Origin of the sequence: Phenylobacterium sp., assembly GCF_030646615.1 — a bacterium.
Lineage (GTDB): Bacteria > Pseudomonadota > Alphaproteobacteria > Caulobacterales > Caulobacteraceae > Phenylobacterium.
Genome location: NZ_JAUSLG010000043.1, coordinates 16,402 through 32,492, shown reverse-complemented (window position 1 = coordinate 32,492; position 16,091 = coordinate 16,402). Strand labels below are relative to the sequence as shown.

General features: G+C 69.1%; 12 protein-coding genes. 6 read left to right on the top strand and 6 right to left on the bottom strand.

From position 1 onward, the window contains the following. The 3 genes from Q7S93_RS07065 to rodA all read left to right on the top strand — a co-directional run. Positions 1-431 (top strand): hypothetical protein (locus Q7S93_RS07065; RefSeq protein WP_304713072.1); only part of this gene is annotated, 431 nt, incomplete at its 5' end. A gap of 12 nt (positions 432-443) precedes the next feature. After that, on the top strand, positions 444-2,426 hold the full coding sequence (gene mrdA, locus Q7S93_RS07060) for a penicillin-binding protein 2 (RefSeq protein WP_304713071.1): 1,983 nt from the start codon (positions 444-446) through the stop codon (positions 2,424-2,426). Further along, a complete protein-coding gene (gene rodA / locus Q7S93_RS07055) occupies positions 2,423-3,577 on the top strand; it encodes a rod shape-determining protein RodA (protein WP_304713069.1) in 1,155 nt (384 codons plus the stop codon). Before mrdA ends, rodA begins: the two co-directional genes overlap by 4 nt. A gap of 130 nt (positions 3,578-3,707) precedes the next feature. Here the strand turns inward: rodA and Q7S93_RS07050 are convergent, their stop codons facing one another. From Q7S93_RS07050 to Q7S93_RS07040, 3 genes are read right to left on the bottom strand one after another with little or no spacing between them, the layout of a single operon-like run. Continuing rightward, a complete protein-coding gene (locus Q7S93_RS07050; protein ID WP_304713067.1) occupies positions 3,708-6,479 on the bottom strand; it encodes a TonB-dependent receptor domain-containing protein in 2,772 nt (923 codons plus the stop codon). Positions 6,480-6,516: 37 nt separating this feature from the next. Next, positions 6,517-7,539 carry a FecR family protein gene (locus Q7S93_RS07045; RefSeq protein ID WP_304713065.1) on the bottom strand — a complete coding sequence of 341 codons (1,023 nt, stop codon included), beginning with the start codon at positions 7,537-7,539 and terminating at the stop codon, positions 6,517-6,519. Next, positions 7,536-8,084 carry an RNA polymerase sigma factor gene (locus tag Q7S93_RS07040; protein ID WP_304713064.1) on the bottom strand — a complete coding sequence of 183 codons (549 nt, stop codon included), beginning with the start codon at positions 8,082-8,084 and terminating at the stop codon, positions 7,536-7,538. The genes Q7S93_RS07045 and Q7S93_RS07040 overlap by 4 nt, the downstream gene beginning before the upstream one ends. Before the next feature lie 199 nt (positions 8,085-8,283). On the opposite strand from Q7S93_RS07040, the gene Q7S93_RS07035 reads away from it, so the two are divergent. Next, positions 8,284-11,205, top strand: coding sequence for a TonB-dependent receptor domain-containing protein (locus Q7S93_RS07035; RefSeq protein ID WP_304713062.1), 2,922 nt, complete (start codon positions 8,284-8,286; stop codon positions 11,203-11,205). A gap of 30 nt (positions 11,206-11,235) precedes the next feature. Continuing rightward, positions 11,236-12,201, top strand: coding sequence for a glycerophosphodiester phosphodiesterase family protein (locus tag Q7S93_RS07030; RefSeq protein ID WP_304713060.1), 966 nt, complete (start codon positions 11,236-11,238; stop codon positions 12,199-12,201). A 147-nt stretch (positions 12,202-12,348) separates the two neighbouring features. Here Q7S93_RS07030 and pip read toward each other — a convergent pair whose 3' ends face one another. Continuing rightward, the gene (gene pip, locus Q7S93_RS07025) at positions 12,349-13,344 is read right to left on the bottom strand and encodes a prolyl aminopeptidase (RefSeq protein WP_304713058.1); all 996 of its coding nucleotides are present in this window, start codon (positions 13,342-13,344) and stop codon (positions 12,349-12,351) included. A gap of 8 nt (positions 13,345-13,352) precedes the next feature. Then, positions 13,353-14,348: an alpha/beta fold hydrolase gene (locus tag Q7S93_RS07020; protein ID WP_304713056.1), complete on the bottom strand. Its 996-nt coding sequence runs from the start codon at positions 14,346-14,348 to the stop codon at positions 13,353-13,355. A 104-nt stretch (positions 14,349-14,452) separates the two neighbouring features. Between Q7S93_RS07020 and Q7S93_RS07015 the strand changes: the two genes are divergently transcribed. Continuing rightward, complete coding sequence (locus Q7S93_RS07015) at positions 14,453-15,667, top strand: multidrug effflux MFS transporter (RefSeq protein ID WP_304713054.1); 1,215 nt, start codon at positions 14,453-14,455, stop codon at positions 15,665-15,667. On the opposite strand, the gene Q7S93_RS07010 is transcribed toward Q7S93_RS07015, so the two are convergent. Further along, entirely contained in the window at positions 15,664-16,038 is a 375-nt protein-coding gene (locus tag Q7S93_RS07010) for a DUF423 domain-containing protein (protein ID WP_304713052.1), read from the bottom strand. The two genes, Q7S93_RS07015 and Q7S93_RS07010, sit on opposite strands and share 4 nt — an antisense overlap. Between the last annotated feature and the right edge of the window lie 53 nt (positions 16,039-16,091).

Sequence of the window (16,091 nt, the reverse complement as noted above, 5' to 3'; positions counted from 1 at the left end):
TCAGCCTGCCGGTGCGGGTTTTCGGCTGGGGCCTGCCGGAGCCGGTCTTCTGCATGGTCCCGGCCTTCGCCTGGGCGGTGATCCGACCCTCCATGCTGGCGCCCTTCGGGGTGCTGTTCCTGGGCCTGTTCCTCGACCTCTTCTGGGGCGGCCCCATAGGGCTCTGGGCGCTGTCCCTGCTGGTGGCCTATGGGGCGGTGTTGGGCGCGCGCTCGATGATGGTCGGCCAGAGCCGCCCGATGATGTGGGCCTGGTTCGCGGTCGCCTGCGCCGTGGCCGAGCTGGTCGCCTTCCTGATCACCCAGCTCACCGCCCGGGCCACCCCCAATTTTCTGGCGGTGATGTGGCAATTCCTCGCCACAATCCTGCTGTATCCGTTTGCGCATCGGCTCATCGACAGGTTCGATGACGCCGATGTGCGGTTTCGATAGGGGGCGACGGCATTGAGCGAGCCGTCCATCTTCTTCTCCGAGGTCAATGAGCGGCAGGGCACCTTCCACCGCCGCAGCTTCCTGCTGGGCGGTTTCGCCGGCGCCGGCATGCTGGCCCTCGGCGGCCGACTGGCCCACCTGCAGATCCTCGAGGCCCAGCGCTACGAGAAGCTCTCGGCGTCCAACCAGTTCAACTTCCGCCTGGTGCCGCCGCCCCGCGGGCTGATCGTCGATCGTAATGGCGAGGTGCTGGCCACCAACCGTCCCAACTTCCGCCTGCTGGTGGTCAAGGACGGGGTGCATGAGCCCGGCGCGACGCTGAAGACCCTGGCCCATTTCGTACCGCTGGACGACGATCGCCAGGCCCGGCTGATGCGCGAGTTCGAGCGCACGCCCAACCAGCGCCCGGTCTCGGTCATGGAGGACATGACCTGGGAGCAGTTCTCGGCGATCAACATCCGGGCGCCCGAGATGCCGCATGTCACCGCCGATATGGGCGAGGTGCGGGTCTATCCCTACGGCGGCGCCTTCGCCCATGTGATCGGCTATGTGGCCAAGGTGAACCGCGAGGATCTCACCGAAACCGGTCCTAATTCCGAATCGATCCTGCTGCATCCGGGCTTCCGCATCGGTCGCCAGGGGGTCGAGAAGGCCTTCGACCTGGATCTCCGCGGCCGCACCGGCGCCAAGAAGGTCGAGGTGGACGCCCGGGGCCGCGAAATCCGCCACGACCAGGACGGCGACATCCCGGCCCAGGCGGGCAAGACCGTCGAACTGACCCTGGATGTGGACATCCAGAACCGCGCCCTGGAGGTGATGGGGGACGAGAGCGGCGCTATCGTGGTCATGGACTGCCGTAGCGGCGACCTGCTGTGCATGGTCTCGACGCCCAGCTTCGACGCCAACCGCTTTGTCCGCGGCCTGTCGACGGCGGAGTACCGCGCCCTGGCCGACTATGAGCGCCGGCCCCTGCTCGACAAGGCCATGAGCGGCACCTATCCGCCGGGCTCCACCTTCAAGATGACGACCGCCCTGGCCGCGCTGAGCGCTGGCATCAACCCGGAGGAGCGCATCAACTGCTCGGGCGGCTGGTATTTTGGCGGGCGGACCTGGCGTTGCTGGCGGCATGGGGGCCACGGACCCCAGAACATGCACGACGCCATCAAGAATTCCTGCGACGTCTACTTCTATCAGGTGGCTCTGCGCATGGGGCCAGATCCCATCGCCCGGGCGGCCAAGGCGCTCGGCTTTGGCCAGACCTTCGACATCGGCATTCCCGGCCAGCGCAGCGGCGTTGTGGGCTCCACCGAATGGAAGCGCACCCAGGTCAAGCGCGACCCCACCTGGCATCCCGGGGATTCCGTCAGCTACGGAATCGGCCAGGGCTATGTGGCGGTCAACGGCCTGCAGCTGGCGGTCATGACCGCCCGCCTGGCCAATGGCCGCAAGCAGCTCAATCCCCGGCTGGTCAAGTCGGTGGGCGGGGTGGAGATGCCGCCGGGCGACGAGGTGCCGCCCCTGCCGTTTTCCACTGAACACCTGGACTATGTGCGCGCCGGCATGATCTCGGTGGCCAATGACCGCAGCGGCACCGCCTATCGGCAGAGCCAGCTCGGCCTCGGCGATGTGATGATGGCCGGCAAGACCGGCACGGCCCAGGTCCGCAGCTATGACGGCGTGGCCTCGCGCAGCAGCGACAGCGTTCGCTGGGGTCTGAAGGACCATAATCTCTATGTGGCCTTCGCCCCCATTGATGAGCCGCGATATGCGATCTCGGTGATCATCCAGCATGGCGGCAAGGGCGGCGCCACCGCCGCAGCGCCCCGGGCCAGGGAAGTGATGCGGGTGGCCCTGCTGAAGGACCCCGAGATCCGCGCTCGGATTGAGCGGCCCCTGCCCATGCCCGATGTCAGCGACGTGCCGCCGGTCGGGGCTGCGCCAGACGCCCCCGTCGAAGGGCCGCCCCTGGCGGCCGATCCCGCGGCGCCCACATGACCGTCAGCGCCCTGACCCGGCCGGGTGAGCGCGACCGCCTGGTGGTCAAGTTCACCCAGATCGACTGGACCTTCGTCATCGCCCTTTGCCTGCTGGCCGGGACGGGCTCGCTGATGATGTTCTCGGTGGCCGGGAGCTCGTGGGAGCCCTGGGCCGGGGCGCACCTCTTCCGCTTCGGCTTCTGCCTGATCCTGATGATTGCGCTGGCCCTGTTCGACGTGCGCGTCTGGTTTGCGCTGGCCTATCCCATCTACGGCCTGGGCCTGGTCCTGCTGGTGGCGGTGGAGCTGTTCGGTGACACCCGCATGGGCGCCACCCGCTGGCTCGACCTGGGCTTCATCAGCTTTCAGCCGTCGGAAGTGATGAAGGTCGGCATCGTCCTGGCCCTGGCGCGCTTCTATCACGGGGTCTCGGCCGACAAGGCCCGACTGTCCTGGTGGCTGCTGATTCCGGCCCTGATGATCGGCGCGCCGGTGCTGCTGGTGGCTCACCAGCCCGACCTTGGCACCGCCATGCTGATCGCCTTGACCGGGGGCGCCATCGTCGTGCTGGCGGGACTGTCCTGGCGGATCATCGCCGCGGCCGCCCTGGCCTTCATCGTGGCCGTGCCGCCGATGGTGATGTTCGTGATGCACGACTATCAGCGCAAGCGGGTGCTCACCTTCCTCAACCCCGAGAGCGATCCCTCCGGCTCGGGCTATCACATCCTGCAGTCGAAGATCGCCCTGGGCTCCGGCGGCTTCTTCGGCAAGGGCTATGGGCTGGGCTCGCAGAGCCAGCTGAACTTCCTGCCCGAGAAGCACACCGACTTCATCTTCGCCACCCTGGCCGAGGAGTTCGGCTTCCTGGGCTGCGCCTCGGTGCTGGCCATCTTCGCCGCGGTGATCTTCATGGCCCTGCGGACCGCCGCCCTGGCCCACAGCCATTTCGGCCGGCTGGCCGCCTCAGGGGTGACGGCGACCTTCACCCTCTATGTGCTGATCAACGGGGCCATGGTCATGGGCCTGGCGCCGGTGGTGGGCGTGCCCATGCCGCTGCTGTCCTATGGCGGCACCGTCATGCAGACGGTGATGATCGGCTTTGGCCTGGTCCAGTCGGTGCGGGTGCACCGCTATACCGAGGTCACCAGCGGCAAGGGCGCCTTCGTCTAGAGCGCGTTCCGATAAGTGGGAACCGGTTATCGGAACGCGCTCAAGACTCATAGTTTAGAGCCTGATTCAACGATCAGACGGTTCCGTCTGATCGCATCATGCTCTAGCCGCGGCGAAGCCAATCGGCGCCTCACCAGGTCCACTCGATCGCCAGGCCGATCAGGCGGCGAGGCCCGGGCGCGCTGGCCGAGTAGCCGAGCGCCTCACCGATGAAGCCGGCTTCCTGAAGGTAACGCTGGTCGAGGGCGTTTTTGGTGAACGCCGTGACGGTCCATTCCGAGCCGGAAGGCTGGAACGCCAGGCGCAGGTCCAGAAGCCCATAGCCGCCCTGCCACTCGTCCTGGACCGTATCTGGCGCTAGGGCGCGGGAGAGGTCCGGCCGGTCATTGTCGTCCGAGAAGAAGAACTTCGAGCGCCAGCTATAGACGGGACGAAAGGCGAGCTCGCCGCCGACGAGGGGCCAGGTGACCTCGGCATGGATCGACGCCTGATGGTCCGGTGCGAGACGGAAGCGGTTGCCCGCCATGGCGCCTGATCGCAGCCGGGCGTGGCCATAGGCGTAGGTGACGCCCACCAGGGCTGCGGGCGCCGGGATGAAGGTGGCCTCCACCTCAAGGCCGTGGGCGGTGGCCTGACCGGCGTTTACCGTTCGGAGCTGCCCCGCCTCCACACGGGTGGTCTGAAAGTCGCGATACTCATAGGCGTAGACGGCCGCATCAACGGCCAGTCGAAGGCGGGCCGGCCGCATCTTCATGCCCAACTCCAAGGAGTCCACCACCTCAGCGGGCACAACGCCAAACCTGGCGGGGCCCAGAGGCGCGGCCGGGGCGCCCGCGACCAGCACCGTCGGCCGCCGTCCGCGGGCATAGGTCCCGTAGAGGCTGACTGTGGGGTTCGGCGCGTATCTCGCCGCAAGGCGCCAGCTCCAGCCCGAGTCATCCAGATCGCTCGCGATCTTGTCGCCATTGCCGGCGGTGGGCTGAAAGAGAAGGCCGTAGGGCGGCCATTCCGCCGACAGGCGTCCGGCGTCGGGGCCGGCCAGATGCTGAAGGAACGCCTTGCGCCGAGGCTCATCCATGCCTGCGGCCGCAATCACGCCGGCGAGGACAGAGGGTCCCAGCGGGACGGCGGGCGATACGGCGCTCGTCTTCTCGTCGGCGCCGAACCGGAGGCCAGCCGAGACCTCCCACCTGGTCCCGAATCGCCTTGTGGCGTCGGCGAAGATGTCGAGCGCCCGGACGTCACTGTAGTTCTGAGTTCGCTCCAGGTGGCGCGCCTTGAGATTGCCAGCGATGGCCAGCGCCGTTGGTCCCTCGAGCACATAGCCCCGGCGGGCGGCGAGATCGCGCAAGCTGTCGGCCAGGAACTGGGGTTGCAGCAGGGCGTCTGCGGACTGGGGCCAGGGGCTGGCCAGGCGGCCCGTCATGCGCGCCAGCTGGTATCGCTCATCGATCACCATGGGCACCCTTTGGGTCCCATGTTCGGCGAAGAGGTTGACGCCCAAGAACCCCCGCCAGGCGCCGCGTCGGTCATAGGCGAGGCGGATCTCCTGATTGAGCTGAGCGCCCCGCGTCTGCTCCAGCAGGCTCACAATCGGCAGGGCGAGGCCGTCGGCGTCCTGCTGGTCATCAGCGGCGAAGCGCCGATAGGAGGTCAGGCTCGACAGGGTGAGCGCCGGTGAGATGTCTGTCTCCAGCCCGAAGCTGGCCGAGAAGAGTCGCCGGTCCAGGCCAAGCGGCTGGGGGCGTCCCTGGGCGTCCTGGGCCGACAGGGCCGGCGGGGTGAACCGGTCAAGGTCGCCAAGGGGCTGGCCAGACACCGGGTCGGCCGGCGCAAACAGGAAGGACTTCAGGGCCGGACCGCTGGTGCGGTCGTGCTGGTAGTTGATGATCAGGTCGGCCGAGCCCCAGTCGGGCCGCAAGCTCAGCCCCAGGCGGCCGGCGTTGGTGGAGATCGCCTGGAGGTCCGCGCCGCCGAGCAGATTGGGCGCGTCCCCGTCGCGGTGGCGGCTTACGGCGGCCAGCCGCAGGGCCAGGATCTCGCCAAGGGGCAGGTTCGCCATGGCGTCCATGCGACGCCAGCCCTGGCCGCCTGCTTCCAGCCACAGGCGGGCGGAAACGCCACCGGGATCAGCCTTGTTCTGGACGATATTGATCGCGCCGGTCATGGCGCTGCGGCCATAGAGGGTGGATTGCGGCCCCTTGACCACCTCGACCCGCTCCAGATCGAAGAGTTCGAAATAGGCGCCCCGTTCCTTCGAAGCCGGCACGCCATCCTGGAAGACCGAGACGCGAGGCTCACGGGTGGCGTCGCCGGAGGCCTGGGTGACGCCCCGCATGGAGAAGCCGGCGCTGGCCGGCGAGGCGGCCGAGACCGTGAGGCCCGGCGTCTGTTGCGCCACCGCCTCCATGTCGGTCAGGCCGAGCTGATGCAGTCGCTCGCCGGAGAAGGTGGACAGGGCCATCGGCGTCTCGAAGGCGAGGCTTGGACGACGCTCTGCGGTGACGACCAGTTCCGGCAGCTCGGTGACCGTCGGGGGCGGGGCGAGCGGGGCGGGCCCATGGACCGTCGCCACCGCCGGCCCGATCATCACGACGCCGCCCGGCGACCGCGTCGCGGTCAGGCCCGTGCCGGCCAGCACCTGCTCCAGGGCGGCCTCGGCCGTGCGGGCGCCATGGACGGCGCCGGATCGCCGCCCCCGGGTGAGCTGCGGATCGACGATCAGCGGCCGGCCGGTCTGCAGGCTGTACCAGACCAGTGCGCCGGCCAGGTCCCGGGGCGCCAGCTCGTAGGCTGTGGCGCGCGCAGGCTGGGCGAGGGCCGCGACGGGGGAAAGGAGGGCGAGGGCCAGGGCCGCGACCGCCCAGGCGGGGGATCTTCCAAGGCGCGAGGCCAAGACCATGTCTAGCCGAACCTCTGGGCCTGGCCGGAGGCTGCAGTCATGGAGCGGCCGCCCGCCGGAGGGCCAGATCGACCGATCCGTCGGGCCGTCGCGTCGCCGCCACGGGCAGATAGAGGCTCACCGCCTCGACGAAGGCGTCCGCATCGTCGGCGGCGAAGACGCCGCTGACCCGCAGGTCGCCCGCCTCCGGCGACACGCGGATCGGGCGCTGCGGCGAATAGCGGCTGACCCGGCGGGCCGCGGTTTCGAGCCGCTCGTCCTGGAAGATCAGCTGGCCGTCGGTCCAGGCGAGCGCCTGCTTCACGTCGGCCTGCGGGATCAGGACCCCTTCGCCGCCGCCGGCGAGCCGGTAGCCCTGGCCTGGCCGGAGCCGCGCGGCGACCTGGCCCGTTCGCCGGGCGCGAACCTCGACCCGGCCCTCCAGGAGCGTGACCATCGCGTCATGGCCGTCGTGTTCGATATTGAAGGCCGTGCCCGTGGCGACGACGAGGTGATCGCCCACGGCGACGGCGAACGGGCGCCGGGGGTCCTTGGCCACCTCGAAGCGGGCCTGTCCGGTGGTGAGAATCAGATCTCGCCGCCCGTCGGTGAAGCGTGCGCGCACCTCGGCGCCGGCGTCCAGGGTCAGCTGCGACCCGTCGGCCAGGGCGACGGAGCGCCGCGCCCCCGGCTCGGCGCGGTAGATCCGCCAGGCGGGCTGTGGCTGCAAGACCACGAGGCCGGCCGCGGCCGCGGCCAGTCCGGCGCCCACGCCCCCGCCGATCAGTCGCCGGCGGGTGAGGACCGGGGGACGGCGCGCGCCCGATCCGGCAGCCCGAAGCGCCTGGTCCCGCAGGGGGACCAGTTCGGGCGCCGAGGGGTCGTCGAACAGGCCCATGACCTCGCCGATCCCGGCCCAGGCCTCAGCGTGCGCGGCGTCGCCAGCGATCCAGGCCTGAAGGGCGGCCTCCTCGGCGGGCGACCAGCCTGCGCCGTCCCTGGCCAGCCAAAGGGCGGCGGCGGCGTCTGTGGCGTCCTCGGCCGCGCCGATGTCGCGAAAGACCGGATGCAGGCTGTTCATCGCAGGCGACGCGCCAGGTGCGCGGCGGCGCGGACGACATGCTTTTCGACCGCGCTCACCGAGACGCCCAGCCGTGTCGCAATCTCCGCCTGCCGCATTTTCTCGACCCGAAATAGAATGAAGATGTCCCGCGTTCGCTCAGGCAACTCCTCGAGCGCCGCCAGCGCCTGACGAAGACGCTCCCGTTCTATCAGGACGGTTTCGGCCGAAGAATCCTCAGAGGCCAGATCGAAAGGGGCTTCGCCGGCCACCAGCACATCGAGACTGACGTGCCGACCGGCGTGCCGCGCCGCCCGGGTCCTGGCCCGGTCGCGGGCCAGATTCGCCGCGATGGTGAACACATAGGCCTCGGCCGAACGCACGTCGGTTTCGCCCTCCCGGCGCATGGCGCGAACAAAGACCTCCTGGGTCATGTCCTCGGCTTCGGCGGGGTCGGCCGAGCGGCGGCGGAAATAGGCCATCAGGGGTTTGCGCAGCCGTTCGCTGAGCTCGGCCAGGCCGTCGCCGACGATCGTGGGCGGGTGGAGATCGCTTTTCAAGGTCACCGAAACGCAGGCCCCAGCGTCGTGCGGCCGAGGGTGCGGAACAGGTCACGGCCCTCGCGGCGCGCCCCGCTCATTCCATTTCTGTGTGACAGTTTTCGCAGCGGACGGCCGAAAAAAACCGGTGAGGATTCCCTGGGGCGCCTCGTCCTGCCCAGTGACACCCCAAGCCAGGATTGGGGTCAAACGGGGGATTATCTGGATGAAATTCTGCAAAGCGCCGCTGCTGTGCGCAGCCTCGACCCTGGTCGTCAGCTGGGCGGCCGCCGCCCAGGCCCAGGACCTCACGACCGCCGCCGCGCCGATTGAAATCGGCGAGGTGATCGTCACCGGCTCCCGCATCGTACGGAAGGACTATGTGGCCGAGAGCCCCATCGTGACCTTGGAGCGCGGCGCCCTGGATGCGGCGGGCCCGGTCTCGCTGGACGTCACCCTGAACCAGTTGCCGCAGTTCGCGGCCAATGCCGGCGCCAATTCCACCAGCCAGGCCCGCGGCGGCCGCGCCAACGCCAACCTGCGCGGCCTGGGCGCCGTGCGAACCCTGGTCCTGCAGGACGGGCGTCGCATGCAGCCCTCCGATCCCCTGGGCGGGATCGATCTCAACACCATCTCCGGCGCCCTCCTGCAGAATGTGGAGATCATCACCGGCGGCGCCTCGGCGGTCTATGGATCGGACGCCATCGCCGGCGTCGTCAACTTCCGCCTCAACGACCGCTTCACCGGCCTTGTGGCGGACGCCCAGTATGGCGCCACCGAGCGGGAGGATGGCGAGACCCTCGACGTCAGCGTCGCCGCCGGCGGACCGATCGCCGATGGGCGCGGCCATGCCATGTTCTCGGCCTCCTACATGGATCGCCAGCGGGTGAACCGGGGCAGCCGCGACTTCTTCGTCGATGGCGGCATCACCTCGGTCCTGCCGAGCGGCTTGATCTATCCCAACGCCGCCAACCTGCCGACCCAGGCGGCGGTCAGCGGGGTGTTCGCCTCCTACGGCGTGACGGGGTCGGTGCTGCGCAGCGCCGCCTTCAGCCGCAACACCGACGGCACCCTGTTCACCATCACCAACCCGATCCAGAACTTCCGCTTCCCGGAGGACGGCCTCTACACGATCACCGCCAACAATCAGGTGGCCCTGCCGATCGGCGAGTTTGCGCCGCTGCTCCAGCCGCTGGAGCGGGAGACCCTGTTTGGGCGGGTGAGCTATGATCTGACCGACGCCGTCGAGGCCTATGGCCAGTTCAACTACGCCCACTATACCGCCGACCAGACCTGGTATGGCCGTAACCAGGCCATCACCCGCGACGTCTATGTTCCGGTCACCAATCCCTTCCTGCCCCAGGGGTTGAAGACGATCGCCGCCTCGCGGCCCGATCCGAACGCGCCGCTGCTGCTGTATTTCAACACGGGCCGCTACTCGCCCGACATCGTCGAGAACACCTATAATGTCAGTCAGGTGCTCGGCGGCCTGCGGGGCGATCTGGACATCATCGACGGCGGCTGGGACGTCTATGCCAGCTTTGGCCGGACCGAGCAGAACACCCGCATGGGCGGCTATATCGACCGTGCGGCCTTCCTCTCCCTGGTGGAGGCGCCCGACGGCGGCGTGAGCCTCTGCCAGGGCGGCCTCGACCCGCTGGCCTTCGACCGCCCCTCGCAGGACTGCCTCGACTACCTGCTGCGGGAGATGCACGAATCCACCGAGCTGCAGCAGACCGTGGTTGAGGGCAGCCTGCAGGGCCGGGTTTTCGATCTCCCGGCCGGCGAGGTCCGCTTCGCCAGCGGCCTCAGCTACCGCAAGAACACCTACGACTTCTCCCCGGACGCCCAGCGCCAGACGGGGGCGGTCCTGGCCACCAGCCTGTCCAGCCTGACCAGTGGGGAGACCTCATCGACGGAGTTCTTCCTCGAGATCCTGGCGCCTATCGCCCGCGACCTGCCGCTGATCCGCAGCCTCGACCTCGACCTGGCCTACCGCTACTCCGACTATGATTCCGTCGGCGGCGTGCACACCTACAAGGCCGGCGCCAACTGGGAGCTGACCGACAGCTTCAGCGTCCGCGGGGGATACCAGCGCGCCATCCGCGCGCCCTCTGTCGGCGAGCTGTTCCAGCCTTCGGAGCAGAGCGGGACCACCGTCGGGCGCATCTCGGCCGGACTGGGCGATCCCTGCGATGTCGCCAGCGCCTATCGCACCGGTTCCCAGGCCGCCCAGGTCAAGGCGCTGTGCCTGGCGACGGGCGTGCCGCAGACGATCATCGACACCCACCGGTTCGCCGGCACCTCGGTGCAGTCGCAGGTGTCAGGTAACCGCAACCTGATCGAGGAGACGGCCGACTCCTACACCGCCGGTCTCGTCTGGCGTTCGGCCTTCGACAACCCGCTGCTCAGCGGCCTGACGGCGTCCCTGGACTATTACGAGATCAAGATCACGGACGCGATCGGTCTCATCACCGGCGACGTCATCGCCCAGCGCTGCTTCAACGGCGACAACGCCTCGAACCCCACCTACGACCCCCAGAACTACTATTGCCAGCTGATCAACCGCGGGGCGTCGGGCGGCTTTTCGACCATCACCACGCCGCTCCTCAATCTGGCCGGCTACGAGACCGCCGGCGCCGATCTGCAGGTGGATTGGAGGGCCGAACTCCGGGACTTCGGCTGGGCCACGGCGCCGGGCGAACTCGGTCTGAACCTCATCGTCTCCTACACCGACAAGTACGCCATCCAGACCCTGGCCGGCGGCGCCTTCGTCGACTACGCCGGCACGATCGGCAACGCCCAGATCAGCGCCGACGCCATCTCCCATCCCGCCTGGAAGGTGAACACCAGCGTCGACTACAAGGTCGGCCCGGCCCGCCTCAATCTGCGCTGGCGCTGGATCGACAGCATGGACAACTCGGCCAATGTCGGCGCCGCCGTCGCCAGCGCGCCCGGCGTCAAGGCCATGGACTATTTCGACCTCAGCGGAACCTACCGGCTGAACGAGCGGGTCGAGGTCCGCGGCGGCGTCCTGAACATCGCCGACCGCCAGCCGCCGGCCTGGACCGGGGAGGGCGCCACCGATGCGGCCCTCTACGACGTGCTCGGCCGCCGCTTTTACGCAGGCGTCAAGCTCAGCTTCTAGCCTTCCTCGAACGCCCCACGGAGAATGACCATGTCTCAGACCCAACGCGCCGCCGCCCTGGCCGGCGCGGTCCTGATCGCCCTGGCCGGCGCCGCCCAGGCCAGCCCCGCCAGCCCCGCCAAGACGCCCACGGCGGCGGGCATCCTGAAGGCGGCCGAGGGACGGCTGCCGCAGCTGCTGGCCTGCCTGCGCGACCAGAAGGTCGCCCTGGTGGGCGCCCACCGGGGCGGGCCGCTGGCCGAGCATCCGGAGAACGCCCTCGTCACCATGGACTATACGACGTCGCTGGCGCCGGTGTTTCTCGAGACCGACGTGCAGCAGACCTTCGACGACGTGCTCTTCATGAACCATGACGCGGTGCTGGACCGGAACACTACCGGTCACGGCGTCGTCGCCGAGCAGCGTTGGGCCCAGATCTCCACGCTCAAGCAGCGCGATCCGACGGGGCAGCCGATCGCCGCCTCGCCCCCTCGGCTGGCGGACCTGCTCCAGTGGGCCGATGGGCGGGCGCTGCTCCTGCTCGACGTCAAGCCACAGACCGACGCCGACCTGCTGATGGCCGAGGTGAGCAAGGCCGGCGCCGAGGGCCGGGTCATGTTCCTCGCCTATACGGTTCGCCAGGCCAAGGCGATGAGGGCGCTGAGTCCCGACGCGGTGCTCGCCATTCCCATGTTTGATCGCGAAATGCTCCAGGAGGCCAAGGCCGCCGGGCTGGTCGGACCGAGCACCATCGCCATGGTTCGGCCGGCCAATGTCGACGCCCGGTTCATCCCGGAGCTTGAGGCGCTTGGGGTGACGGTGATGTCGGGAACCTACGGCGGAGCGCAAACGCCCGATGCGGTTTACCGGACACCCGCCGACTCAGGCGCCTATCAGGCCCTGGCGGCGTCCGGTCCGCGCCTCATCGTGTCCAATCGCCCGCTGACGGCTGCGGAGTCCATGCTCGCCGACCCCACCTATGCCCAGCGGCTGGCCGCTTGCGGCGTCACGGACTGATCCGCGCGACGGCCAGGCGTCATCGCGTCTGGCCGTCGATGCCCTGATATGGGGGCCTCGTCTTCGGGCGGAGCCCTCAGCTCCCGCGGGAGCGCATGCCGATTTGTGGACCCAGCTATCGGGCTAAACCCGCTCAAGACCTAGAGTCTAGCGGCCGACCAGGGCCTCGTCGGTGGCGCGCACCAGGGCGTCCACCACGCCGGGCTCGGTGGAGGCGTGGCCGGCGTCCCAGACGACGTCGAGCCTCGCCTCGGGCCAGGCGCGGCTGAGCCGCCAGGCGGCGTCCATCGGCGTCACCACGTCGAAGCGGCCCTGGACGATCCAGCCGGGAATGTCGCGGATCTTGTCGACATTCTTCAGGATCCATTCGTCTTCCGGGAAGAAGCCCTTGTTGACGAAGAAGTGGCACTCGATCCGCGCAAACGCGATGGCGAAGTCCACCTCGTTGAACTTGGACGGCCGGGCTTCGGGGCCGCGGATGGAGATGGTGTCCCCCTCCCATTGGCTCCAGGCGGTGGCGGCCTCGGACTGGACCCGGCGGTCGGCATGGACGAGCCTGCGGTGATAGGCGCCCATCAGGTCGCCGCGCTCATCCTCGGGAATGGGGGCCAGGAACCGCTCCCAGGCGTCGGGGAACAGCATCGAGGCGCCGTTCTGGTAGAACCAGCCCAGTTCGCGCTGCGTCAGCAGGAAGACCCCCCGCAGGACCAGGCCCTCGACCCGGTCTGGGTGGGTGATGGCGTAGGCCAGCGCCAGGGTCGAGCCCCAGGAGCCGCCGAACACGGTCCACTTCTCCACGCCCAGCTTGACCCGCAGGCGCTCGATGTCGGCGATCAGGGTCCAGGTGGTGTTGTGCTCCAGCCGCGCATTGGGGTGCGAGCGGCCGCATCCCCGCTGGTCGAACAGGGCCATGCGCCACTTCGCCGGATCGAAGAACCGCCGCATGGTCGGATTGATGGCGCCGCCGGGGCCGCCGTGCAGGATCACGCAGGGCTTGCCGTCGGGGGCGCCGCACTCCTCGTAATAGACCTCGTGCTCGCTCTCGGTCTGGAGCCAGCCGTGGGCGAAGGGCTCATTTTCCGGATAGAGGCCGCGGCGCTGGCCATAGGAGGAGACGGAAGCGGTGGGGGAGGGGCGATCCATCCGCCTATTTACGCCGGGAAACGCCGCCGCATCCAGTCGAGGATGTGCCCGTTTACCGCGTCGGGCTGCTCCTGCTGGGTCCAATGCCCGGAGTCGGTCACCAGGACCTTCTCCAGGTCCGAAATATGGTCGCCCATCTTGTCGGCCATGGAGGGGGGAAGGACCGCATCCTTCTCGGCCATGATCATCAGGCAGGGGATGTTGTCGATGCGCGTCGGCAGATCGGCGCCGTTCGCCCAGTTGCGGGTGAAGTTGCGATACCAGTTGATGCCGCCGGTGAAGCCGCTGTGCTCGAACAGCGCTACGAAGACGGCCATCTCCTCGGCGCTCAGGAACTGGTTGGCGTCCGTCGCCGGGTCATAGGCGGCCAGGGCCTGGGCGAAGGCGAAGCTCGACCCGCCTTCCTTCTTCTCGCCGGCCTCGCGCAGGGCGGCGGGCTTGCGCATGAAGAAGGCCATGGTCTTGGCCACGTCGGCGGCCAGGACCCGGTCCGGCTCCTCGGGGGTCTGGAACCAGACGATGTACATGTCCGGCCCATAGATCTGGCGGAAGAGCGAGATGGGCTCGGCCGGATAGCGGGGCAGAAAGGGGGTGTTGAGGCCGATGACCCCGGCGCAGCGCTCGGGGTGCATCAAGGGCATCTGCCAGACCACGAAGCCGCCCCAGTCGTGGCCGCAGAACACCGCCTTCTCCAGGCCAAGGTGGTCGAGCAGGCCCACCAGGTCGCCGGTGAGATGCGCCATGTCGTAGTCGGCCACGGCTTCGGGGCCGGGGGTCAGGCCATAGCCCCGCTGGTCCGGCGCGATGACGTGGTAGCCCGCCGCCGCCAGCGCCGGGATCTGATGGCGCCAGGAAAAGGCGGTCTCGGGAAAGCCGTGGCACAGGACGATGGCCGGGCCGTCCTTGGGGCCGGCCTCGTAATAGGCCATCTCGATCCCGTTCACCTGCGCGGTCTGAACAGGCGGCATCAGGGTCTTCAGGGCCGGCGGCAGGGCGGGGGGCATGGGGGGCTCCGGAGGGGGGCGGGATTTCGTGAAAAGTGGGCTGATAACCCGGGGGAAGGCAAGGCCGGGGCTTTCCCTGTGGCCGCCATCCCCTAGATAGGGGCATGACCAAAGTCCAAGCCGCCGCCCCGGTCCCCACGCCCTGGGGGCTCGTGATCCTGTTGGGCGCGCTGACGGCCTTCGCGCCCATGTCCATCGACATGTATCTGCCCAGCCTGCCGGCGATCGGTCAGTCGCTGGGCACCAGCGCGGCCCAGACCCAGACCACGGTGGCGGCGTTTTTCGCCGGCATGGCCATCGGCCAGTTCATCTATGGGCCAGCCTCGGACCGGTTCGGGCGGCGCGGGCCGATCCTGGCCGGCATCGCAGTTTATCTGGCCGCGACCGTGGCCTGCGCCCTGTCGACCACGCCGGAAATGCTGATCGCCGCCCGCTTCGTCCAGGCCCTGGGCGGTTGCGCCGGCGGGGTGGTGGCCCGGGCCATCGTCCGCGACCGCTTCGACCACACCGAGACGGCCCGCATGCTGTCCCTGCTGATGCTGATCATGGGCATCGCGCCCATCGTGGCGCCCCTGCTGGGCGGGCTGATCCTGCAGGTGGCCGGCTGGCGGGCCATCTTCTGGGTGCTGGTGGTCTTCGCCCTGGTGGTCGGCGCCTTCGCCCTGTTCCGCCTGGAGGAGAGCCGTTCGGAGACAACCGCCGCCCAGGCCCGGGCCGAGAATCCCTTCGCCGCCTTCCGCGCCCTGCTGCGGCAGAGGCGGCTGGTGGGCTACGCCCTGGCCGGCGCGCTGAACGGGGCGACCCTCTTCACCTATATCGCCGCCTCGCCGGTGCTGCTGATCGAGGTCTATGGCATCTCCTCGGCCAATTTCGGCTGGGTCTTTGGCCTGAACGCCGCCGGGGTGATCGGCGCCAGCCAGGCCAACCGCTACCTGCTGAAATATGCCGGCCCCGACCAGGTGCTGGCCCGGGCCAGCCTGATCGCCGTGGGCTTCGGCGCCCTGCTGGCCCTGGCGGCGGTGACCGGGCTTGGCGAGCGCTGGACCGTGCTGCCGCTGCTGTTCCTGATCCTGTCCACCTATGGCTTCATCCAGGGCAACACCATGGCCGGGGCGCTCAGCGTCGATCCCAGCCGGTCAGGCTCGGTCTCGGCCCTGATGGGCGGGGCCTCGTTCGGGGTCGGCGCCGTGGCCGCCAGCCTGACGGGCCTAGCCTATGACGGTACGCCCGCGCCCATGGCGGTGACCATGGCGCTCGCCCTGGCGGGCTCCGCCCTGGTGCTGCGGTTCATGGCCCTGCCGCGCGGCGCCAGGGTCTAGCTGGCGGCGGGCTTGGCCATGGCCGCGATGGCCAGAACCACCCAGCCGCCCATGAACAGCAGGCCGCCGATGGGGGTCACCGCACCCAGGATGCGCGGGGCGCCCATGGCCATGGCGAACAGGGTCCCGCAGAAGATCAGCCCGCCGGCCAGGAACAGCGGCGGCGCAGCTCTGGCCAACCGTGATCCGCGGGCGGCGACGAAGGCGGCGGCGAACACCGCCAGGCTGTGCAGCATCAGATAGGTGGCGCCGGTGTCCATCCAGGCCTTGGCCTGGGGATCGGCCACCCCATGCGCCCCGAACGCCCCGATGGCCACGGCCAGCAGACCGCCGAGGGCGGCCAGACCCAGCCAGATGCGTTCGACACCCATTGCAGGCTCCTGCGTTATGACCGAGGCCATCAATAGTGACGCCTGCATCGTCC